At 68.5% G+C, this 19,693-nt stretch carries 19 protein-coding genes and 1 tRNA gene; 7 read left to right on the forward strand and 13 right to left on the reverse strand.

The features are described 5' to 3' along the window. Positions 1-4 precede the first annotated feature (4 nt). From AB6A65_RS07785 to AB6A65_RS07810, 6 genes are all read right to left on the reverse strand, one after another. The gene (locus tag AB6A65_RS07785; RefSeq protein ID WP_371037805.1) at positions 5-751 is read right to left on the reverse strand and encodes an ABC transporter ATP-binding protein; all 747 of its coding nucleotides are present in this window, start codon (positions 749-751) and stop codon (positions 5-7) included. Positions 752-755: 4 nt separating this feature from the next. Continuing rightward, a complete protein-coding gene (locus AB6A65_RS07790) occupies positions 756-1,787 on the reverse strand; it encodes a branched-chain amino acid ABC transporter permease (RefSeq protein ID WP_371037806.1) in 1,032 nt (343 codons plus the stop codon). A 1-nt stretch (position 1,788) separates the two neighbouring features. After that, positions 1,789-2,712 carry a branched-chain amino acid ABC transporter permease gene (locus AB6A65_RS07795; protein ID WP_371037807.1) on the reverse strand — a complete coding sequence of 308 codons (924 nt, stop codon included), beginning with the start codon at positions 2,710-2,712 and terminating at the stop codon, positions 1,789-1,791. 78 nt (positions 2,713-2,790) lie between these two features. Next, the gene (locus AB6A65_RS07800) at positions 2,791-3,969 is read right to left on the reverse strand and encodes an ABC transporter substrate-binding protein (RefSeq protein WP_371037808.1); all 1,179 of its coding nucleotides are present in this window, start codon (positions 3,967-3,969) and stop codon (positions 2,791-2,793) included. A gap of 647 nt (positions 3,970-4,616) precedes the next feature. Continuing rightward, positions 4,617-4,691 (reverse strand) — tRNA-Val (locus tag AB6A65_RS07805). A 138-nt stretch (positions 4,692-4,829) separates the two neighbouring features. Beyond that, complete coding sequence (locus AB6A65_RS07810) at positions 4,830-5,309, reverse strand: HU family DNA-binding protein (protein WP_371037809.1); 480 nt, start codon at positions 5,307-5,309, stop codon at positions 4,830-4,832. A gap of 276 nt (positions 5,310-5,585) precedes the next feature. Here AB6A65_RS07810 and AB6A65_RS07815 point away from each other — a divergent pair, with 276 nt between their 5' ends. Further along, complete coding sequence (locus AB6A65_RS07815; RefSeq protein ID WP_371037810.1) at positions 5,586-5,825, forward strand: hypothetical protein; 240 nt, start codon at positions 5,586-5,588, stop codon at positions 5,823-5,825. Between the two features lie 124 nt (positions 5,826-5,949). Here AB6A65_RS07815 and lon read toward each other — a convergent pair whose 3' ends face one another. Continuing rightward, positions 5,950-8,355, reverse strand: a complete 2,406-nt coding sequence (gene lon, locus AB6A65_RS07820) for an endopeptidase La (protein ID WP_371037811.1) — start codon at positions 8,353-8,355, stop codon at positions 5,950-5,952. A 305-nt stretch (positions 8,356-8,660) separates the two neighbouring features. Between lon and AB6A65_RS07825 the strand changes: the two genes are divergently transcribed. From AB6A65_RS07825 to AB6A65_RS07840, 4 genes are all read left to right on the forward strand, one after another. Next, the gene (locus tag AB6A65_RS07825; RefSeq protein ID WP_371037812.1) at positions 8,661-9,857 is read left to right on the forward strand and encodes a sugar-transfer associated ATP-grasp domain-containing protein; all 1,197 of its coding nucleotides are present in this window, start codon (positions 8,661-8,663) and stop codon (positions 9,855-9,857) included. 231 nt (positions 9,858-10,088) lie between these two features. After that, a complete protein-coding gene (locus AB6A65_RS07830; protein ID WP_371037813.1) occupies positions 10,089-11,309 on the forward strand; it encodes an NAD-dependent epimerase/dehydratase family protein in 1,221 nt (406 codons plus the stop codon). After that, positions 11,306-12,133, forward strand: coding sequence for a glycosyltransferase (locus AB6A65_RS07835; protein WP_371037814.1), 828 nt, complete (start codon positions 11,306-11,308; stop codon positions 12,131-12,133). The genes AB6A65_RS07830 and AB6A65_RS07835 overlap by 4 nt, the downstream gene beginning before the upstream one ends. After that, positions 12,130-12,993: an NAD-dependent epimerase/dehydratase family protein gene (locus tag AB6A65_RS07840; RefSeq protein WP_371037815.1), complete on the forward strand. Its 864-nt coding sequence runs from the start codon at positions 12,130-12,132 to the stop codon at positions 12,991-12,993. The genes AB6A65_RS07835 and AB6A65_RS07840 overlap by 4 nt, the downstream gene beginning before the upstream one ends. 79 nt (positions 12,994-13,072) lie before the next feature. On the opposite strand, the gene AB6A65_RS07845 is transcribed toward AB6A65_RS07840, so the two are convergent. The 4 genes from AB6A65_RS07845 to AB6A65_RS07860 are packed head-to-tail and all read right to left on the reverse strand — an operon-like array spanning position 13,073 to position 15,557. After that, positions 13,073-13,927, reverse strand: a complete 855-nt coding sequence (locus AB6A65_RS07845) for an ATP-binding protein (RefSeq protein ID WP_371037816.1) — start codon at positions 13,925-13,927, stop codon at positions 13,073-13,075. Further along, a complete protein-coding gene (gene tatC, locus AB6A65_RS07850) occupies positions 13,927-14,853 on the reverse strand; it encodes a twin-arginine translocase subunit TatC (protein WP_371037817.1) in 927 nt (308 codons plus the stop codon). Before tatC ends, AB6A65_RS07845 begins: the two co-directional genes overlap by 1 nt. Further along, a complete protein-coding gene (gene tatB, locus AB6A65_RS07855) occupies positions 14,850-15,332 on the reverse strand; it encodes a Sec-independent protein translocase protein TatB (RefSeq protein WP_371037818.1) in 483 nt (160 codons plus the stop codon). The genes tatC and tatB overlap by 4 nt, the downstream gene beginning before the upstream one ends. A 3-nt stretch (positions 15,333-15,335) precedes the next feature. Then, positions 15,336-15,557, reverse strand: coding sequence for a twin-arginine translocase TatA/TatE family subunit (locus AB6A65_RS07860; protein ID WP_371037819.1), 222 nt, complete (start codon positions 15,555-15,557; stop codon positions 15,336-15,338). A gap of 227 nt (positions 15,558-15,784) precedes the next feature. On the opposite strand from AB6A65_RS07860, the gene AB6A65_RS07865 reads away from it, so the two are divergent. Then, on the forward strand, positions 15,785-16,444 hold the full coding sequence (locus tag AB6A65_RS07865; RefSeq protein ID WP_371037820.1) for a helix-turn-helix transcriptional regulator: 660 nt from the start codon (positions 15,785-15,787) through the stop codon (positions 16,442-16,444). Between the two features lie 115 nt (positions 16,445-16,559). On the opposite strand, the gene AB6A65_RS07870 is transcribed toward AB6A65_RS07865, so the two are convergent. Next, positions 16,560-17,678 carry an ABC transporter ATP-binding protein gene (locus tag AB6A65_RS07870; RefSeq protein ID WP_371037821.1) on the reverse strand — a complete coding sequence of 373 codons (1,119 nt, stop codon included), beginning with the start codon at positions 17,676-17,678 and terminating at the stop codon, positions 16,560-16,562. Positions 17,679-17,737: 59 nt separating this feature from the next. Continuing rightward, a complete protein-coding gene (locus tag AB6A65_RS07875) occupies positions 17,738-18,520 on the reverse strand; it encodes an SDR family oxidoreductase (protein ID WP_371037822.1) in 783 nt (260 codons plus the stop codon). Positions 18,521-18,672: 152 nt separating this feature from the next. On the opposite strand from AB6A65_RS07875, the gene AB6A65_RS07880 reads away from it, so the two are divergent. Next, on the forward strand, positions 18,673-19,680 hold the full coding sequence (locus AB6A65_RS07880) for a Hint domain-containing protein (RefSeq protein ID WP_371037823.1): 1,008 nt from the start codon (positions 18,673-18,675) through the stop codon (positions 19,678-19,680). The last annotated feature ends 13 nt before the right edge of the window (positions 19,681-19,693 follow it).

Here is a 19,693-nt window from a genome sequence, read left to right on the forward strand (position 1 = left end):
GCGCTCACTCCTCGCCGAGATACGCATGGCGCACCGCGTCGTTGCCGCGGATCGAGACCGGGTCGCCGGTGGCCACGACATGACCGTAGACCAGCACGCTGATCCGGTCCGCCAGCGCGAAGACCGCGTCCATGTCATGCTCGATGAGCAGGATCGTGCGCGAGCCCTTGAGGCCTTTCAGCAAGGCCACCATCCGCGCGGATTCCTCGGCGCCCAGCCCGGCCATCGGCTCGTCGAGAAGCAGAAGCGGCGCCTCGGCGGCGAGCGCGATGGCGATCTCCATCAGCCGGTGTTCGCCGTGGCTGAGGGCCACCGTCGGCCGCTCCGCCCGATCCTCGAGCCCGACCTCGGCGAGATACGCCATGGCGGCGTCGCGGATCGGCGCCACCTTGCGCGCCGGCCGCAGGAAACGAAAGGAATGCCCCTGCCGCGCCTGCACGGCGAGTGCCACGTTGTCGAGCACCGACATGTCCATGACCAGGCTCGTGATCTGGAACGAGCGCGCGATGCCGAGGCGCGCGCGCCGGTGCGCCGCCGCGCGGGTGATGTCTCGGCCGCGGAAGATGACGCGCCCCGCATCCGGCATTTGCTGGCCTGAGAGCTGCGCGATCAGCGTCGTCTTGCCCGCCCCGTTCGGCCCGATGATCGCGTGAAGCTCGTTCTCTTCCACGCTCAGGTTCACGTCGTCGGTGGCCTTGATGCCGCCGAAGCTCTTGTTGAGGCCCTCGACCTTCAGGATCGCGCCGGGCATGGGCTCAGTCCCTCCTGCCGCGGATGAGGCCCATGAGACCGCCCCGCACGAACAGCACCACGAGGATCAGGACGATGCCGAAGGGAAGGTGCCAGTAGACCTCCAGCTGCAGGTCACGGCCGGTCAGCGCCGTGTAGGCGGGCTCCGCCACGGGTTCGAGCCAGTCCAGCACGATCTGCAGCACTTCCTCCAGCACGATGAAGAGGGTGGCGCCCATGACCGGGCCGAGCGTCGTCGCCGCGCCGCCCAGGATGACCATGAACATGAGCTCGCCCGAGCGGGTCCAGTCCATCATGTCGGGCGAGATGAAGGTGGTGAAGTTGCCCAGAAGCGCGCCCGCGTAGCCCGCCATCGCGCCCGAGATAACGTAGGCCGTCAGCCGGTAGCGAAAGATGTTGTAGCCCATGGACACCATGCGCTCGGGGTTGCCCTTCGCGCCCTGAAGCACCATCCCGAACCGCGAGTTCACGATCGTGCGCACGATCAGCATCGCCGCGACGAGGCTGGCGAAGCAAAGGTAGTAGAGTTGCAAGGGCGCGTTCAGGTCGATCAGCGGCACCTCGGAGCGCATGTTGATGACCAGCCCGTCATCGGCGCCGTAGGTGGAGAGCGAAACGAAGAAGTAATAGACCATCTGCGCGAAGGCCATGGTGATCATGATGAAATAGACGCCCTTCGTGCGCAGGCAGATCGCGCCCGTGATCAGCGCGAAGAGCGCCGCGACCCCCGTCGAGAGCAAAACCTGGAAGAATCCGTTGAAGCTCGCCACCGCGGGAAAGCCGCCGAAGATCGCGTGGTAGGCGGGAATGCCCACCCCGTAGGCGCCGATCCCGAGAAAGGCCGCGTGACCGAAGCTGATCAGCCCGCCATAGCCCAGGATGAGGTTCAGGCTGGTCGCCGCGATGCCGAGGATCACCAGCCGCGTGGCCAGGTCCACGTAGAAGGCGTTGCCCGTCCAGACGAAGATGGGCGGCAGCACGGCCAGGAGGCCGAGCAGCACGATGGTGGCGAGCGCGGTTCTCGAAAGCCCCGCCATCTCAGCGCACCTTCGGCGGGAAGAGGCCCTGCGGGCGCACCGCGAGCACCGCCGCCATGATGATGTAGATGAGCATCGCCGAAACCGCCGGCGCCGAGGTCTCGGCCGCGGCGGTGCTCATGAAAAGCTCGAAGAACGAGTCGAGGAAGGACCGGCCGAGCGTGTCGATGAGCCCGATGAGCAGCGCGCCGACGAAGGCGCCCTTCATCGACCCGATGCCGCCCACGATGATGACCACGAAGGCGGTGATGATGATGTTGTTGCCCATGCCGATGGACGCCTCCGTGATCGGCGCGATCAGCATGCCCGCGAGCCCCGCGAGCATCGCGCCCAGCGCGAAAACGAAGGTGAAGAGCGTGTTGATGTCGACCCCGAGCGCCGAGACCATGCGGCGGTTCGAGGCGCCCGCCCGGATCAGCATGCCGAGCCGCGTGAAGTTGACCAGCCAGTAGAGCCCCGCGGCGACGGCGAGCCCGGTGCCGATGATGACGAGGCGGTAGACGGGCAGCACGAAGTTCTCGCCCACCCGCAGCTGCCCTTCGAGGATGTCGGGCAGCGGCACGGCCATCCCCTCGGGCCCCCAGAGGATGTGCACCAAGGTGTCGATCACGAGGATGAGGCCGAAGGTGGCGAGCACCTGGTCGAGATGGTCGCGCTGGTAGAGGTTGCGTGCCACGACGCGCTCGATCACGTAGCCCGCCGCCCCCGTGATCGGCAGGGCAAGCAGGACCGCCAGCAGGAAGCTTCCCGTCGCCAGGGTGAGCGAGGCGCAGACGAACGCGCCCAGCATGTAGAGCGCCCCGTGCGCGAGGTTCACGAAGTCGAGGATGCCGAAGACGAGCGTCAGCCCCGACGCGACGAGGAACAGCAGAAGTCCCAGTTGCAGCCCGTTCAGGGTCTGCAGCACCAAGAGCGCGATATCCAAGGGCCCCTCCGTCCGCGTTTCACGGCCCGGCCGGGCGGTCGTGCCGCCCGGCCGGTGCGCAGCGTTGCCGCGCCGCTCTTACATGTTGCACTGTTCGGCGTAGCTGTCCTGGTGGTCCTCGAACACCGTCTGGACGACCTTGGTGGTCCAGACCCCGTCCTCGTCCACGATGACTTCGCGCAGGTAGAAGTCCTGGATCGGCAGGTGGTTCGGGCCGAAGCGGAACTCTCCGCGGACGCTGTCGAACTCGGCCGCGCGCAGCGCCTCGCGCACCGCGTCCTTGTCCTCCATGTCGCCGTCGACGGCCTCGACCGCCGAGGCGATCAGCATGATCGCGTCGTAGGATTGCGCCGCGTAATAGGAGGGGTAGTTGCCGTATGTCGCCTTGTAGTCGTCCACGAAGCGCTTGTTGGCGGCGTTGTCGAGCGTCGGGTCCCACTGCTGCGTGGTGCGCGAGCCGATGACCGCCTCGAAGCCCGCCTCCTGCAACCGCGGCAGCGAGATCGCGTCGACCGTGAACACCGAGTAGAGCGGCAGCTCGTCCGCCAGGCCCAGCTGGTCGTATTGCCGGGCGAAGGCCCCGGCCGCCGGGCCCGGGTAGAAGACGAAGATCGCCTCCGCCCCCGAGGTCCGCGCCTTGGCGAGTTCGGCCGAGAAGTCGAGTTGCGCATCCGCGCCCCACTTGGTCAGGTCCTTTCCGACGATCTCGCCGGCGAAGGTGCGCTCCACCCCGGCGACCATGTCGTTGCCGGCGGCATAGTTGGGCGCCATGACGTAAAGCGACTGCACGCCCAGCTGGTTCAGAACCTCGCCCATGGCCATGGGCGTCTGGTCGTTCTGCCAGGAGGTGGAGAAGAAGTTCGGGTGGCAAAGGACGCCCGCCATCTGGCTCGGGCCCGCATTGGCCGAAATCAGGAACTTGTCGGCGTTCACGACGGAGTTCCGCGACGCCAGCAGCACGTTCGACCAGATGTAGCCCGTGACGAAGTCAACGTCGTCCTGCTTCACCAGCTTGTCGGTCGCCTGCTTGCCGGCCTCGGGCGCGAACTGGTCGTCGCCGAAGATCACCTCGAGCGTGTGGCCGCCGGCCTCGCCGCCAAGATGCTCCATCGCGAGATCGACCGCGTTCTTCATCTGGTTGCCGATCACCGCGCCCCCGGTGGAGAGGGTGGTGACGAAGCCGATCTTCACGTCCTCGGCCCAGGCCGGTGACGAGAGCATGGACGCCGCGAGCAGCGTCGCCAGAGTGCGTTTCATGAAGGACCTCCCCTTTGTGTTTTCCCGGGCAAGCCGCCCATAGCCGCCCGTCCTGTCGTTCCGCGCCGGTCGTCTCGGCCCGGCGCCCGAGCATGGGCCGGGACGCAGGCTGAAATCAATAATGCATTATTGTGCAATCAGATCAAGGCGGGCGGCGCTGCACGGACATGACGGCCGTAATTCCGCATGAAGCCCCGCCAGGAGATTGAGGCGATTAGGGAAATGCACTCCTGCCCGCGCGGGATGCAGACGGGTTCCCGGCATGTCCCGCGACCTCGTATGCATTTTCTTTCCTGCCCGCGCTCGCGGCGCAACCCTGCGCTGCAAGGCCCTGACACATGCAACTTCTTGCGCCCTGGGGCCGAGGAAAATCACCGCCGGACCCCGAGCGCGACGACGCCGGCCCCGCTCCCCACCCTTGCGGTGAAAACCGGCGCAAGCATCGCAAAATGCGTGATCTTCAGGTCCGGGCCCGCCGGCAGCGGCGCACCGTCACGGCCAGCGGGAGCGACGGCGGTCCGGGATGCGCGGCAGGCGGCGCGCTCACGAGACGTGTGCGCGCGGGGTTGACGATGGCGCCCGCCGGATGGGCGCGCCTTTGCCGACGGCGGGTCCCGTCGCGGCGGTCACGGGTGTTGCGGGAGGAATGGTGGGTGATGAGAGATTCGAACTCCCGACATCTTCGATGTGAACGAAGCGCTCTACCACTGAGCTAATCACCCTCTGGGCGGCTCTCTTAGCCACGGACCACCGTCCGTGCAAGGGGGATTTCGCCAAGCAGGGGTCGCGACACCGTCGCGGCGTTTCGCGCGGGCCGATCGGCACGACCGCCGCGGGCAGCGCGGCGCGGGGCGACCCGCTCAGCCGTCCGGATCTTCGGCTGGCGCCCTGGGCGGCCCGTCCTTCTGACGCAATCGCGCCACCGTGACGCGCCCGTTCGCGCCCGTCTCGCTGCGCTTGATCTTCAGCTTGCCGAACGGCTCCAGGTTGAGGTCGCGCCCCTCGCCGACGGTTTCGCCCAGCACGGCGAGCAACGCCTCGACGACCGGCTTGGCCTGCCCCTTCTTCACGCCCGAGCGTACAACCACCGCGTCCAGAAGCTCCGCCTTCTTGAGCGCGGGCAGAGCCTGCGCGGCCTCCTGCCGTGCAGGCGCCGTTCCTGCAGGCTCCGCCTCCGCTTCCGCCGCCGGCTCGGCCCTTGCCGCCGCCCTGCGCGCCGGCTTCACCGCCGCGGCCCGCGTTGTCGATCGCGTGGCTTTCGGTGCCGCGCCCGCGGCACTCGCCCCGGCCTTGGCCCCGTTCGATTTGCTGTCCATCGCGTCCTCGCTCAGCCTTTCCATCCGCGCGTCGCTGTCAGCCGCCCTGGCGGCGGCCCTCGCGGCGCGGAACTGGCACGAAGCATAGCAGCGATGCGCGGTGCAGGCCACGCGCGTGTTCCGGCCGGCGCCCTCGTCCGGCGCAGCGCAAGGGCTTCGGCGGTAACGGAGAGGCCCCCGGCGTCCACGACGCATCGCACGGGCTGACAGCTTGACCTGTCACGTCAGGATGCGCCATCCATGTGCCCGTCGGCCCGGCGACGTCGGGCCAAGACGCGACACGGAACGAGGGACGATTCCATGAAACGAGCGCTCACAGCCACGATCTGCGCGGCCACGCTTCTTGCCGGGTGCAGCTATCATGTCACGCCGGAAGGGCTGGAACCGGTGACATCCACACAATCGGCCGGGACGGACGCCCGCGACACCCAGATCGCGATCGCGGCCACCATGCTGCTCGTGCTGATCGCGGCCAGCGCCAGTGGCGGCGGCGGCGGTGGTGGAAACGAATTTGTTCTTGAAGGACCAAACGGCCGGTAGCATCGCTTCCAGGTGCCTGAGCCGGACCCGCCGCCCGACTTCCGGGCATGCGGCGCGGGTGTTGCAGCAAGAAAAAAGGGCGCCCCGGGGGGCGCCCTTCTCGTTCCGGGCGAGATGTCGCGCGTCAGTGGGCGACCGCGCTGGCGGTACCGGCGTTGCGCGCGGCTTCCGCCGCCGCCGCTTCCTCGGCCGCCTCGTCCCAATCCACCGGTTCGGGTTCCCGCACGAGGGCGTGCTTCAGCACCTCCTTCACGTTCGAGACGGGGATGATCGTCAGCCCCTCCTTCACGTTGTCGGGGATCTCGGCGAGGTCCTTCTCGTTCTCTTCCGGGATCAGCACCGTCTTGATGCCCCCGCGAAGCGCCGCGAGCAGTTTTTCCTTCAGCCCGCCGATCGCCAGCACGTTGCCGCGAAGCGTGACCTCGCCGGTCATGGCGATGTCCTTGCGCACCGGGATCTGCGTGAGCACCGACACGATGGACGTCACCATCGCGATGCCCGCGGACGGCCCGTCCTTGGGCGTGGCGCCCTCGGGCACGTGGACGTGGATATCCCACTTCTCGAAGCGCGGCGGCTTCACCCCGATCTCGGGCGCGATGGAGCGCACGAAGCTCGAGGCCGCGTCGATCGACTCCTTCATCACGTCGCCCAGCGTGCCGGTGGTCTTCATCCGACCCTTGCCAGGCAGGCGCAACGCCTCGATCGACAGCAGATCGCCGCCCACGGAGGTCCAGGCGAGGCCGGTCACGACGCCGATCTGGTCCTCCATCTCGGCCAGGCCGAAGCGGTACTTCTTCACGCCGAGGTAGTCCGAAAGGTTCTCCTGGGTGATGGTCACCTTCGTCTTTCCGTCGCGCACGATCTCGGTCACCGCCTTCCGGGCGAGCTTCGCGATCTCGCGCTCGAGGTTCCGCACACCCGCCTCGCGCGTGTAAAGGCGTACGATGTCCAGAAGCGCCGGATCGGTCACCTCGAACTCGCCCTTCTTCAGGCCGTGGTCCTTGACCTGTTTGTCCAGCAGGTGGCGCTTGGCGATCTCCAGCTTCTCGTCCTCGGTGTAGCCCGCGAGCGGAATAATCTCCATCCGGTCCAGAAGCGGGCCGGGCATGCTGTAGGAGTTGGCCGTCGTGATGAACATCACGTTCGACAGGTCGTACTCCACCTCGAGGTAGTGATCGACGAAGGTCGAGTTCTGCTCGGGATCGAGCACCTCCAGCATCGCCGAGGCCGGGTCACCGCGGAAGTCCTGACCCATCTTGTCGATCTCGTCGAGCAGGATGAGCGGGTTGTTGGTCTTGGCCTTCTTCATCGCCTGGATGATCTTGCCGGGCATGGAGCCGATATAGGTCCGGCGGTGACCGCGGATCTCGCTCTCGTCGCGCACGCCGCCCAGCGAGATGCGGATGAACTCGCGGCCCGTGGCCTTGGCCACCGACTTGCCCAGCGACGTCTTGCCGACGCCCGGAGGACCCACGAGGCACATGATCGGCCCCTTGAGCTTTTTCGAGCGCTGCTGCACGGCCAGATACTCGACGATGCGTTCCTTGACCTTCTCGAGGCTGTAGTGGTCCTCGTCGAGGATGGTCTGCGCGCGGTGCAGATCCTTCTTGACGCGGGACTTCTTGCCCCACGGGATCGACAGCATCCAGTCGAGGTAGTTGCGCACCACCGTGGCCTCGGCGCTCATCGGGCTCATCGACTTGAGCTTCTTGAGCTCCGCCTCGGCCTTCTCGCGCGCCTCGCGTGACAGCTTGGTGTTCTCGATGCGCTCCTCGAGTTCCGCGACTTCACCCGCGCCGTCCTCGCCGTCGCCGAGCTCCTTCTGAATGGCCTTCATCTGCTCATTCAGGTAGTATTCGCGCTGGGTGCGCTCCATCTGGCTCTTGACGCGGGTCTTGATCTTCTTCTCGACCTGCAGGACCGACATCTCGCCCTGCATCAGGCCATAGACCTTCTCCAGCCGCTCGCTGACCGACAGCGTCTCCAGCAGCTCCTGCTTCTGGGCCACGTCGATGCCCAGATGGCCGGCAACGAGATCGGCCAGCTTCGCCGGTTCCGTCGTCTCGGCCACCGCGGCGAGCGCCTCCTCGGGGATGTTCTTCTTGATCTTGGCGTAGCGCTCGAACTCGTCCGCGACGGTGCGCAGCAGCGCCTGGATCGCGGCCTGGTCGCCGGGCATCTCGGTCATGTATTCCGCCCGCGCCTCGAAGAAATTCTCGTTTTCGAGATATTCGACGATCCGCACGCGCGCCTGTCCCTCGACGAGCACCTTCACGGTGCCGTCCGGCAGCTTCAGCAGTTGCAGCACGTTGGCGAGCACGCCGGCCTTGTAGATCCCCTCCGAGGTCGGGTCGTCCTCGGACGGGTCGATCTGGCTCGACAGCAGGATCTGCTTGTCGTCCTGCATGACCTCCTCGAGCGCGCGCACCGACTTCTCGCGGCCGACGAAGAGCGGCACGATCATGTGGGGGAACACCACGATGTCGCGCAGCGGCAGCACGGGATAGGAAGTGTTGAGAGGTTCTTGCATGATAGGTCCTTGTTCTTGGCAGAGGGCCCCTGCCCCGCCTGCGCGGCAGCTTTCGGCCCTCCCCGATCTGGTCCCTGAATGTGGGGGGCGGCGCCGGAATTTCAACCGGGACGGCGCGCCTCCCCGCGCGGGATCAAAACGAGAATGGCCGCCTGCGCGCCGGTGCGCAAGGGGAGCCGGGGTTTGGCGACGGCGTCGACGGCGCCGCACGGCACGCCGGCCCAATTGCTGCCATGTTTCGCCGCTAGCTTCGCGCCCAGGCAGTCTGGCACCCACAGCAACCGATCACCCCGGGGACACGTCCCATGACCCATACGGCACCCATCGATCTTCCTCCGGAAAGCGACGCGACGACCCGCGACCGCGCGCTTTACGAGGCAGGGAGCGCCAGCGGAGGCAACAACAACGCTCTCATCGCGCTTGCCGCGAAGCTGAGCGGGCAATCGCCGCTGGCCATCGGCCGCGACATCATGCGCCACGCGCGATCGGGCCGCGGGATCGAGGTCTCCGATTACATGCGCTATCAGCTCTGGGATCGCGACCTGCACCCCGGTGACGCCGCGGATCGCTTCGTCGGCGCCGCCACAGTCTGGCCCGTCGCGCACGCGGTAAACAGCAAATCCTGGTGGTCGGCCGCCGAGGACAAGTTCGTGATGTCGCAGTTGCTCGCGGCCGACGGGCTTCCACAGCCCGAGACCGTTGCCGTGATCGACACAGCGTCCGCGCGCGGTTACGGGCGCGTGGCCCGGATCGAGACGGGCGCAGCACTGCGCGACGTCGTCCTCTCGCGGCCGGCCGGAAGCCTCTTCGCCAAGACGCTCGACGGCATGGTGGGGTCGGGCGCGCTCGCGCTGGGCGCCGCGGACGCATCCGGGCTCGAGGTTCCCGGTTACGGCCGTCTCGCCTATGACGAGGTCATCTCGCGGGTCTTCGGCGATGCGCCCTACCTGTTGCAGACCCGGCTGAAGAACCATCCCGCGCTCGCGCCTTTCTGCACGGGCCTGACGACGGTCCGGCTGCCCGCCTTCGTGATGGGGCGCGACGTCGCCGTGCCGATGGCGGTCATGAAGCTCGCGACGGCGGGCAACGAGGCCTGCGCCTTCTGGCGGCCCGGCAATCTCGTCTGCGGGCTCGATGTCGACACCGGCGAGGTGACGCGCGTGGCGGGCCGCGACGGGCCGCGCGTCGCGGCGCTGCCCGATCATCCGGAGCGGCCGGGGCTGACCGGGCTCGCCCTGCCTTTCTGGCAGCAGGTGCGCGAGCTGCATGAGCGCGCAGTCCGCCTGTTCGGGGGCATTGCCTACCAGTCCACCGACATCGCCATCACGCCCGACGGGCCGGTCCTCGTGGAACTCAACTACGCGGGCAGTTTCGACGTGCTCCAGAACGGCACGGGGAAGGGCCTGCTCCAGCCCGAGGTGCGTGACTTCTTCGCCTTCCATGGACAGGATTTCGCGCCCAAGCGCCGCGGCCTCCTTCGCGGGATCACCGGCCGACGCTGACAGACCGGGAAGGCCGCCTCGCTCACGCCCAGCCCCGCCCGCGCGCCGCGCGCGGGCCGCGATCCGGACAGGGCGTGGCGCAAAACCGCCGGCCGCCCCGCCGCATCGCGTCGGCCAGGGCCGGAATTGCACCGCTGCCGCGCACGCTCTATTGTCGCCAAACCGTCACTTGCGCGCCGCGGGAAGACCTTCTATCGGGCGCGCAACGCCACTTGGAGGGGAACCGGACCCATGCGTATCGCCATTCTGGGAGGGGACGGCTTCGTCGGCTGGCCGACCTGCCTGCACCTGTCGCACCTCGGTCACGAGATCCATATCCTCGACAACCTCTCGCGCCGCTGGATCGACACCGAACTCGGCGTGCAATCGCTGACGCCGATGGACTCGATCCAGGAACGATGCCGCATCTGGAAGGAGGTCTCGGGCGAGACCATCCGGTTTCATCTCCTCGACCTGGCGAAGGAATACGAGCGGCTGCGCCAGTGGCTGACGGACTACCGCCCCGACGCGATCGTGCACTTCGCCGAGCAGCGCGCGGCGCCCTACTCGATGAAGACCGACCGCCACAAGGTCTACACCGTCAACAACAACGTCACCGCCACCCACAACCTGCTGGCCGCGATGGTCGAGGCGGGCGTCGACGCCCATCTCGTGCACCTGGGCACCATGGGCGTCTACGGCTATTCCAGCGTGGGCGCGGCGATCCCCGAAGGCTACCTCGACGTGGAGATCGAGAACCTCGAAGGCGAGAAGAAGGGGCTCGAGATCCTCTACCCGACGCGGCCCGGCTCGGTCTATCACATGACCAAGTCGCTCGATCAGATCCTCTTCCAGTTCTACGCCCAGAATGACGGGCTCAGGATCACCGACCTGCACCAGGGCATCGTGTGGGGCACGCACACCGACCAGACGCGCCGACACGAGCAGCTCATCAACCGCTTCGACTACGACGGCGATTACGGCACGGTGCTCAACCGCTTCCTGATCCAGGCCGCGATCGACCACCCGCTGACGGTGCACGGCACAGGCGGGCAGACCCGCGCCTTCATCCACATCCAGGACTCCGTGCGCTGCATCGAGCTGGCGCTGGCGGACGCGCCGAAGGCGGGCGAGCGGGTGAAGATCTTCAACCAGATGACCGAGACGCACCGCGTGCGCGACCTCGCGGCGCTCGTGGCGAAGCTCACCGGCGCGCGCATCGCCTACCTGCCCAACCCGCGCAAGGAGGCCGACGAGAACGAGCTCGTGGTCAGGAACGAGCAGTTCCTGGCCCTCGGCCTCGACCCCACGACGCTCGCCGAAGGTCTGCTCGAGGAGGTGGTCGAGGTGGCCAGGAAATACGCCCACCGCATCGACCGCTCGCGCGTGCCGGCGGTGTCGGCCTGGACCAAGGACATCGCGCAGCGGGTGGAGCGCGACCCGGAAGGCAAGGCGCTCAAGTCCGTCTCGTGAGCGGCCTTAGCCCGGAGCGGCCGGCCAGCTCCGATCGTGCCTTCGTGACGCTGGTCACCAATGCCGATTTCGCGCGCGGCGCGGCGGCGCTTCTGCACTCTCTCGCGCTGACGGGAACCGCGGCGGACCGCGTGGTGCTGCACACTGGCGGCGTGGAGGAGGCGGCGCTCGCGCCGCTCCGCGACCGCGGCGCGCGGCTGGTGGCCACGGACCTGCTGCCCACCTCCGACGCCTTCAACGCCGCCCACGCGCGCGACCGGCTGCACGGGCTCGCCCCCTTCACGAAGGGCGAGAAGCCCGCCTTCCACACGCCGCTCGACAATTTCGCCAAGCTCCGGCTCTGGCAGCTCGACTACGCGCGCGTCGTGTTCCTCGATGCCGACACGCTGGTGCTGCGCGATATCGACCGGCTCTTCGACTATCCCGAGTTCTGCGCGGCCCCCAACGTCTACGAAAGCCTCGGCGATTTTCACCGCATGAACTCCGGCGTCTTCACCGCGCGGCCCGCGCAGGCGACCTTCGACGCGATGCTCGCGCGGCTCGACGCGCCGGGCGCGTTCTGGCGGCGCACCGACCAGACCTTCCTGCAGGCCTGTTTCCCCGACTGGCACGGGCTGCCCGTCTTCGACAACATGCTGCAATATGTCTGGTTCAACCTGCCCGGGCTCTGGGACTGGGCATCCATCCGGGTGCTGCACTTCCAGTACGAAAAGCCGTGGGAAGACCACGCCAAAGCCGAACGCCTGCGCCCGCTGATCGAGCTCTGGCACGCCTACGCCCGGGGCGAGGCGCCCGATCTTTCAGCCCTCGAGAACCCTGCATGAGGCTCGCCGTCACCGGCGGCACCGGGCTCGTCGGGCGCTTCATCGTCGAGGCGGCGCTTGCCGCGCGCGACGCGGTGACGGTGCTGACGCGCCGCCCGCCCGCGCCGGGCTTCTTCTCGTCCGAGGTGGCCCACCAGCCTTTCGATCTCGACCGCCCCGAGGCGCGGCTCGAGGGTGTGGAGGCGCTCGTCCATGCGGGCTTCGCCCACATTCCCGGCCGCTACCGCGGCGGCGAGGGCGAGGATCCCGAAGGCTTCCTGAGGCGCAACGCCCAAGGCACGAGGCGGCTCTTCGAAGCGGCGCGGGCCGCGGGCGTCGGGCGGATCGTCTTCCTGTCCTCCCGCGCGGTCTATGGCGACTACCCGCCCGGCACGGCGCTTCGCGAGGAGATGCCTGCCCGGCCCGACACGCTTTACGGCGAGGTCAAGCGGGAGGCCGAGGCCGCGCTCGCCGCCCTGCCCCTCTCCGGTGTCTCGCTGCGCGCCACCGGCGTGTACGGCCCGGCAGGCCCCGGACAGCGCCACAAGTGGCGCGATCTCTTCGACAGTTACCTGGCAGGAGACGAGATCGTTTCCCGAAAAGGAACGGAACTCCACGGTACCGACCTCGCCGCGGCCGTTCGGCTGCTTCTGACCGTGCCGGATGCACGGCTCGGCGACGGGATCTTCAACGCCTCGGACATCCTGCTGGATCGCCACGATCTGCTCGCCGAGGTCGCCCGGCTCACCGGCTGCCGCCACCCGCCACCCGCGCCCAGCGACACCGCGGTGAGCGAGATGCGCACTGACAGGCTGCGCGCGCTCGGCTGGCGGCCGGGGGGATGGGCGGGTCTGCAAGCGGCGCTGCCCGCGATGTTGTGATCGACCGCGCCGCATCCAAGGCGGCGCGCAAGCGGTTTCGAAACCGCTTGCAAGGCCTTTCCAAAGGCCTTGCCCGCCCTCAAGCCAGGGGCACGCCCTCGCGGCCCGCGAGATCGACGAAGAACTGCCAGGCCACGCGGCCCGACCGGGCGCCGCGGGTCGCCTGCCACTCGATCGCCTCCGCGCGCAGACGGTCCTCCGCGATCTTCACGCCGTGCGCGGCGCAGTAGCCCTGGATCATGTCGAGGAACTCGTCCTGGCTGCAGGGATGAAAGCCCAGCCAGAGCCCGAACCGGTCCGAAAGCGAAACCTTCTCCTCGACCGCTTCCGAAGGCGCGATAGCGGAGGATCGCTCGTTCTCGATCATGTCGCGCGGCATCAGATGGCGCCGGTTTGAGGTCGCGTAAAGCACCACGTTGCCGGGACGACCCTCCACGCCGCCGTCGAGCACGGCCTTGAGGCTCTTGTAGTGTTCGTCGTCGTGGCTGAAGGAGAGATCGTCGCAGAAGAGCAGAAAGCGGTGATCCCCCGCGGCCCGCAGGATCGAGAGCAGTCGCCCCACGCTCGGCAGGTCCTCACGCTGCAGCTCCACGATCTTCAGGTCGTGTCCCTCGGCCACCACCGCAGCGTGGACCGCCTTCACGAGGGAGGACTTGCCCATCCCGCGCGCGCCCCACAGAAGCGCGTTGTTCGCCGGCAGCCCGCGCGCGAACTGGCGCGTGTTGGCAAGCAACGTGTCTCTCGCCCGGTCCACCGCCACGAGAAGCGACAGATCCACCCGGTTCACGCGTCCTACCGGGTCCAGCCGGTCGGGCGCGACATGCCAGACGAAGGCGTCCGCCGCCTCGAAGTCGGGCGCGGGCCGCGCGGCGGGCGCGATCCGCTCCAGCGCCGACGCGATCCGCGCCAGCGCATCCGCCTCGAACTCCGGCATCAGCGCCCGCGCTCCTCGTCGTCGGTCTCGTCGAATTCCCGCATCAGCGGATCGTCCTGCTCGGACCCTTCGCCGTAGGGATCGTCGTCATCCTCGAACCAGAGGCCGCGGGCCCGGAGATCCGCCTCGCGCCGCTTTTCCACGCGCTCGACCAGCCAGATCGACACCTCGTAAAGCCCGTAGACCACCACGAACAGGATCACCTGCGTGATGACGTCGGGCGGCGTGACGAGCGCCGCCAGCAGGAGAATGCCCACGACCGCGAATTTGCGGACCTTCCGAAGCCCTTCGGCGCTGACCAGGCCGGCTTTTCCCATGAGCGTCAGCAGCACCGGAAGCTGGAAGCACAGCCCGAAGGCCACGATGAACTTTATGGTCAGCGACAGGTATTCCTGCGCCGAGCCCTGGAAGGCGATGCCGGCGGTCGCGTTCTCCACCTCGCCCTCGTCGAGCACCGTGCCGGCTTGCTGGAAGCCCAGGAAGAAGTCGAAGGCGAGCGGCGTCACGACGTAATAGGCGAAGGACGCGCCCAGGAAGAACATGAAGGGCGAGGCCAGCATGAACGGCAGGAAGGCGTTCTGCTCGGACTTGTAGAGCCCCGGCGCCACGAAGCGCCACATCTGGAAGCTGATGTAGGGAAACGACAGCACCAGCCCGCCCAGGAGCGAGATCGACACCGCGACGAAGAAGCCCTCCTGCAGCTTGATGAGGATCAGGCCGCAATTCTCCATCCCGCGCGTCGCCATGGCGCTGCAAAGCGGCTGGGTCAGGAAGTCGAAGATCGGGTTCCAGACGGTGAAGCAGACCACCATGCCCGCGATGAAGGCGAGCACGGAGTGGATGAGCCGCGTGCGCAACTCGGCCAGGTGCTCGATAAGGGGGGCCTCGTTGTCGTCGATCTCGTCAGCCTGCGGTGCGTCGGTCATGCCTTGGTGTCGTCCTCGCTGGCCGTCGTCCCGGCGGCGGGCGCGGTGTCGGGAACGGGCGCGGTCTCGGAAGATGCGGCGGCCTCCCGATCGGCATCACCCGCCGCGGCCGCCGCACCCCGCTCCTTGCGCTCGCGCAGCGCGTCCCGGCGCGCCTGCGCCTCGGCGGCGCGCTCGCGGGCAAGCTTCGCCGTCTCGCTGTCGGGATCCCACTTCGCGGCCGACCGGAACTCGTTCTCGACCCCGTCGAGCCCAAGCGACTTCGAGGACGTCATGTCCTTGAAGCCCTTGGTGGCTTCCTTGACGCCGCTCTCCTCGGCGGCCTCGTTCATCGCACGGCTGAACTCGCGCGCCATGCCGCGCGCCTTGCCCATGAAACGTCCCACGTTTCGAAAGAGCACGGGCAGATCCTTCGGGCCCACCACGATCAGGGCCACGATTCCGATCAGAAGGAGTTCGGTCCAGCCGAGATCGAGCATCGATCAGACCTTGTCCTTTTCCTTCTCGCCCTCCGGCGTCACGTCGCGGGCCTCCTCGGCCTGCTGGTTCTCCAGCTCCTCGGTGCCGTCCTTCACGCCCTTCTTGAACGCGGTGATGCCCTTGCCGACCTCGCCCATGATCGAGCTGATCTTGCCGCGGCCGAACATGACGAGCACCACGATGGCGATGAGAAGAAGTCCGGGTAGTCCGATATTGTTGAGCATGACGTCTCTCCTGGATCGAGGGCGCGCCGCCAGCCGCCAGCCCGGGTCATGGTCCGCGCGCCCGAAAAAGCCACGTCAGTTTCTACTCTCATCCGTGCCGGCACGAAAGCGCCAAACCGGGCCTCGCGGCCCCTCTGACAAAGGTTTTCAGGCGCTTAATTGTCACTATTCTGTCAACTGACAGATCAATGACAAATATCCACCGAATCAGCCGGCAGGATGACGACGTGAAACGCGCGGACCGACTCTACGCCCTCATCGAGATCCTGAAGCGCGGCGGCCCGCACCGCGCAGAGGACCTCGCCCGCCGCACGGGCGTCTCGATGCGCACCGTCTACCGCGACATGGAGACGCTTGCCGCCTCGGGCGTGCCGGTGGAAGGCGCGCGCGGCGAGGGCTACCGCGCCTCCGCGGCGATCACCCTTCCGCCGCTCAACCTGACCGAGACGGAGCTCGAGATCCTGCACCTCGCCCTCGCCGTCACGGGCGAGGCGGTGGACGAGGATCTGCGCGCCGCCGCCATCTCGCTCTCGGCCAAGATCGAGGCCGTCCTGCCCGAGGAGCCGGGCGCGCAGGCCCGCTTCGGCCTGGCCACCTACCCGTTCGAGGCCGCGGCGCGGGGCTTCGCCCACATGCCCCGGCTGCGCGCCGCGATCCGGGCACGCCAGAAGCTCCGCGTGCGCATGTCCGGCGGCGGCGGCGCGCGTGTCGTCCGTCCGCTCAAGGTCGACTACTGGGGGCGCGTCTGGTCGGCCGTGGTCTGGGACGAGGCGGCGGCGGATTTCGCCACCCTCCGCCTGGACCGCATCGAGGACCTCGTGACGATCCCCTCGCTTTTCGTGGACGAGCCGGGCAAACGCCTTTCCGATTTCGAGGCCAGGCCCTGACCGGCCGGAAGGACACCGGACTTCTTCTTGGCCGAAATACTCCGGGGGAGTCGCGCGGAACGCGCGACGGGGGCAGCGCCCCCGGACCACGCGGCGGCCCGCGCGCGGCGGAAAATCAGTCGCGCGCGGGAAAGACGAAGCAGCGGTCGCGGCGCACGGTCAGCCAAAGCGCGCGGCCGGGCCTCGGCAGGAAGACATTGGGCACGGTCGCCTTCAGCACGGATCCGTCATGATCCATGCGGAACTCCACGAGGCTTTCGTTGCCCAGAAAGCGCGCGCGTTCGACCACGCCGCGCGCGGCGACCCCGTCCCGCGCGGTGGGCTGCGGCCCGTGCCCGCCGCGATCGAAGTCGATGCCCACATGCTGCGGGCGGAAGACGATGTCCACCTCCGCCCCGTCGGGCACGCCCGGGGCCAGGAACTGGCCGAAGGGGGTGTCGGTCAGCGCCCCGCGCACCGTGCCACGGATCACGTTGACATCGGAGAAGAAGGCCACCGCCGCCTTATCGAGGGGTGTATTGTAGATGTTGTAGGGCGCGCCCATCTGCACGATCCGCCCGTCCCGCATCAGCGCGATCTCGTCGGCCCTGCGCATCGCCTCCTGCGGCTCATGGGTCACCAGCAGGACGGCCGTGTCCTCTTCCTTGAGAATCGACAGCGTCTCGTCGCGGATCCCGTCCCGCAGCCGGTTGTCGAGGCCCGAGAAGGGCTCGTCCATCAGCATGATCGACGGGCGCGGGGCGAGCGCGCGGGCCAGCGCCACGCGCTGCTGCTCGCCACCCGAAAGCGCGTGCGGGAAGGCGTCGATGTAATGCGACAGCCCCACCCGGGCGAGAAGTTCCTCGACCCGCGCGCGGCGCGCCTCGCGCGGTGCGCGCAGGCCGAAGGCGACGTTGTCGGCCACCGAGAGATGCGGGAAAAGCGCGAAGTCCTGGAACATCAGCCCGATCGAGCGCCGCTCCGGCGGCACGCGGTAGACCGTGTCGCAGATCAGCTCCCCGTCGACCCGGATCTCGCCCTCGTCCTGCATCTCCACGCCCGCGATCATCCGCAGCGTGGTCGACTTGCCGCAGCCCGACGGGCCGAGCAGGCAGGTCACCTGCCCCGGCCGGATCGCCAGCGACACGTCGTCCACGACGACACGGCCGCCGAAGCGGCGGGTAAGGTGGCGGACCTCCAGCCTCGGTGCCGGCGCGGCCACGGCCGACTTTTCCCGATCAATTTGCTCGGACATGCGGGCGAGATAGCAACCCCGCCCCGCCCGCGCAAGCGGCCGGGGCGCGAGGGCGCGGCTCAGATGGTGAAGTTCGTCCCGCCGCCATCGAGAAGGATGTTCTGCCCGACGATGAAGCCCGCGTGCTGCGAGCAGAGAAACGCGCAGGCCGCGCCGAACTCTTCCTTCGTGCCGTAGCGGCCGGCGGGGATCGTCGCCTCGCGCCGGCGGCGCGCCTCCTCGAGCGTGATATCCTCCTTGCCGGCGACGCCGGTATCGAGCGCGACCGCGCGGTCGGTGGCGTGGATGCCGGGCAGAAGGTTGTTGATCGTGACGCCCGCGCCGGCCACCTGCCGCGCCGTGCCGGCGACATAGCCCGTCAGCCCCGTGCGCGCCGCGTTCGACAGGCCCAGCACCGGGATCGGCGCCTTGACGGATTGCGAGGTGATGTTGACGACCCGGCCCCAGCCGCGCTCCATCATCCCCGGAACCAGGGCCTTGATGAGCGCGATGGGCGTCAGCATGTTCGCGTCGAGGGCGCGGATGAAATCGTCCCGCTCCCAGTCCGTCCACATCCCCGGCGGCGGCCCGCCCGCATTGGTCACCAGGATGTCGACCTGCGCGCCCGCAGCGTCGAGCACCTTCGACCGGCCCTCTTCGGTGGTGATGTCGGCGGCCACGGCCGTGACCTCCACGCCATGGGCGGCGCGGATCGCGGCGGCGGTCTCTTCCAGCGCCTCCGCGCCACGGGCGTTGATCACCAGGCTCGCCCCCGCTTCGGCGAGCGCCTCGGCGCAGCCGCGCCCCAATCCCTTGCTCGCCGCGCAGACCAGCGCGCGCTTTCCCGAAATCCCCAGATCCATGTGCCCCTCCCTTTTGCGTTGGTGGCAATTATCACCGGCGCGCGGGGCATGCCAGCAAATCGCCCGCGCCCCGGCCCTGCCGCGCCACATTCCATGATCACGCTGATGGCAGTAGGCTGGGGCGAACGCCAGCCCCTGCACCCCCGGATCTCATGCCGACCGAACGACCCGTCATCAATCTGGCAGTCCACCGCGCGGAAGATTTTCGCGCGACCGAGGGCGCGCGGCGCGGCGACCCGCTGGAACACGCCGACGCGCTGGCGCCGGACGACGTCTACGAACTCGCGACGGACGCCCGGGCGCTCAGGCTCGCGCTGGAGATAGGCGCGGGCGAGAGCCTCGTCGTCGCCCCCGACAGCCCGCTCGGCACCCCCGGCGCGACGGTCTTCCTCGACAGTTGCCTCACCTTCATGGACAGCGCCGGGCAGGTGCTGGAGGTCCTTGTGCTGGTGGAGACGGATCGCGCGGGCACCGTGCGCGCGGTTCATGCTCACCCGCTCGACCGGGTGGCGCCGCGCACGTCCTACACCCTCGTGAACGTCGATCCCGGCGGCGCGCGCCGGCGTTTCGCCGAACTCGGCTGCGTCTCCTTCTCGCGGGGGACGCGGATCACCCTGCCCTCCGGAGAGCAGCGCCCGATAGAGACGCTGGCGCCGGGCGACCGGCTGCTGACGCGGGACGACGGTGCGCAGGAAATCCGCTGGATCGGACGCAGCACGGTGCGCGCTGCGGGCGCCTTCGCGCCCATCGTCATCGCGGCAGGTGCGCTCCACAACACCGGGGAGCTCGTGGTCAGCCCCGATCACCGGCTCTTCGTCTACCAGCGCAAGGATGCGCTCGGCGCCGGCCGGCCCGAGGTGCTGGTGCGCGCCAGGCATCTCGTGAACGGCACCACCGTGCGGCGCCGGGCGGGCGGGTTCGTGGAGTATTTCCAGCTGCTGCTCGACTGCCACCAGATCATCTACGCCGAGGGCATCGCGGCCGAATCGATGCTGCTGGATGCGCGCAACCGGCCCCTGCTGCCTGCGCCGCTCGACCGCGCGCTGGCGAACCGGCTGCCGGGCCACGGCGACGGGGCGCTTCGCGGCCTCGAGGTGCGCGAGACGCTGCTGCGCCGGCCCGACGCGGCCGAGCTTCTGCGCCGCGCCTCGGCACGCTAGCGGCGCGACACGA

The sequence above is a fragment of the Rhodosalinus sp. FB01 genome (genome assembly GCF_041365715.1).
Classification (GTDB): Bacteria; Pseudomonadota; Alphaproteobacteria; order Rhodobacterales; family Rhodobacteraceae; genus Rhodosalinus.

Coding starts and splice junctions, on each gene's coding strand:
- AB6A65_RS07800 (WP_371037808.1), bottom strand. CDS start 3,969: ATGAAACGCACTCTGGCGACGCTGCTCGCGGCGTCCATGCTCTCGTCA.
- AB6A65_RS07875 (WP_371037822.1), bottom strand. CDS start 18,520: ATGGATCTGGGGATTTCGGGAAAGCGCGCGCTGGTCTGCGCGGCGAGC.
- AB6A65_RS07815 (WP_371037810.1), top strand. CDS start 5,586: ATGAAACGAGCGCTCACAGCCACGATCTGCGCGGCCACGCTTCTTGCC.
- AB6A65_RS07830 (WP_371037813.1), top strand. CDS start 10,089: ATGCGTATCGCCATTCTGGGAGGGGACGGCTTCGTCGGCTGGCCGACC.
- AB6A65_RS07785 (WP_371037805.1), bottom strand. CDS start 751: ATGCCCGGCGCGATCCTGAAGGTCGAGGGCCTCAACAAGAGCTTCGGC.
- AB6A65_RS07860 (WP_371037819.1), bottom strand. CDS start 15,557: ATGCTCAACAATATCGGACTACCCGGACTTCTTCTCATCGCCATCGTG.
- AB6A65_RS07840 (WP_371037815.1), top strand. CDS start 12,130: ATGAGGCTCGCCGTCACCGGCGGCACCGGGCTCGTCGGGCGCTTCATC.
- AB6A65_RS07825 (WP_371037812.1), top strand. CDS start 8,661: ATGACCCATACGGCACCCATCGATCTTCCTCCGGAAAGCGACGCGACG.
- AB6A65_RS07810 (WP_371037809.1), bottom strand. CDS start 5,309: ATGGAAAGGCTGAGCGAGGACGCGATGGACAGCAAATCGAACGGGGCC.
- lon (WP_371037811.1), bottom strand. CDS start 8,355: ATGCAAGAACCTCTCAACACTTCCTATCCCGTGCTGCCGCTGCGCGAC.
- tatB (WP_371037818.1), bottom strand. CDS start 15,332: ATGCTCGATCTCGGCTGGACCGAACTCCTTCTGATCGGAATCGTGGCC.
- AB6A65_RS07845 (WP_371037816.1), bottom strand. CDS start 13,927: ATGCCGGAGTTCGAGGCGGATGCGCTGGCGCGGATCGCGTCGGCGCTG.
- AB6A65_RS07870 (WP_371037821.1), bottom strand. CDS start 17,678: ATGTCCGAGCAAATTGATCGGGAAAAGTCGGCCGTGGCCGCGCCGGCA.
- AB6A65_RS07880 (WP_371037823.1), top strand. CDS start 18,673: ATGCCGACCGAACGACCCGTCATCAATCTGGCAGTCCACCGCGCGGAA.
- tatC (WP_371037817.1), bottom strand. CDS start 14,853: ATGACCGACGCACCGCAGGCTGACGAGATCGACGACAACGAGGCCCCC.
- AB6A65_RS07790 (WP_371037806.1), bottom strand. CDS start 1,787: ATGGCGGGGCTTTCGAGAACCGCGCTCGCCACCATCGTGCTGCTCGGC.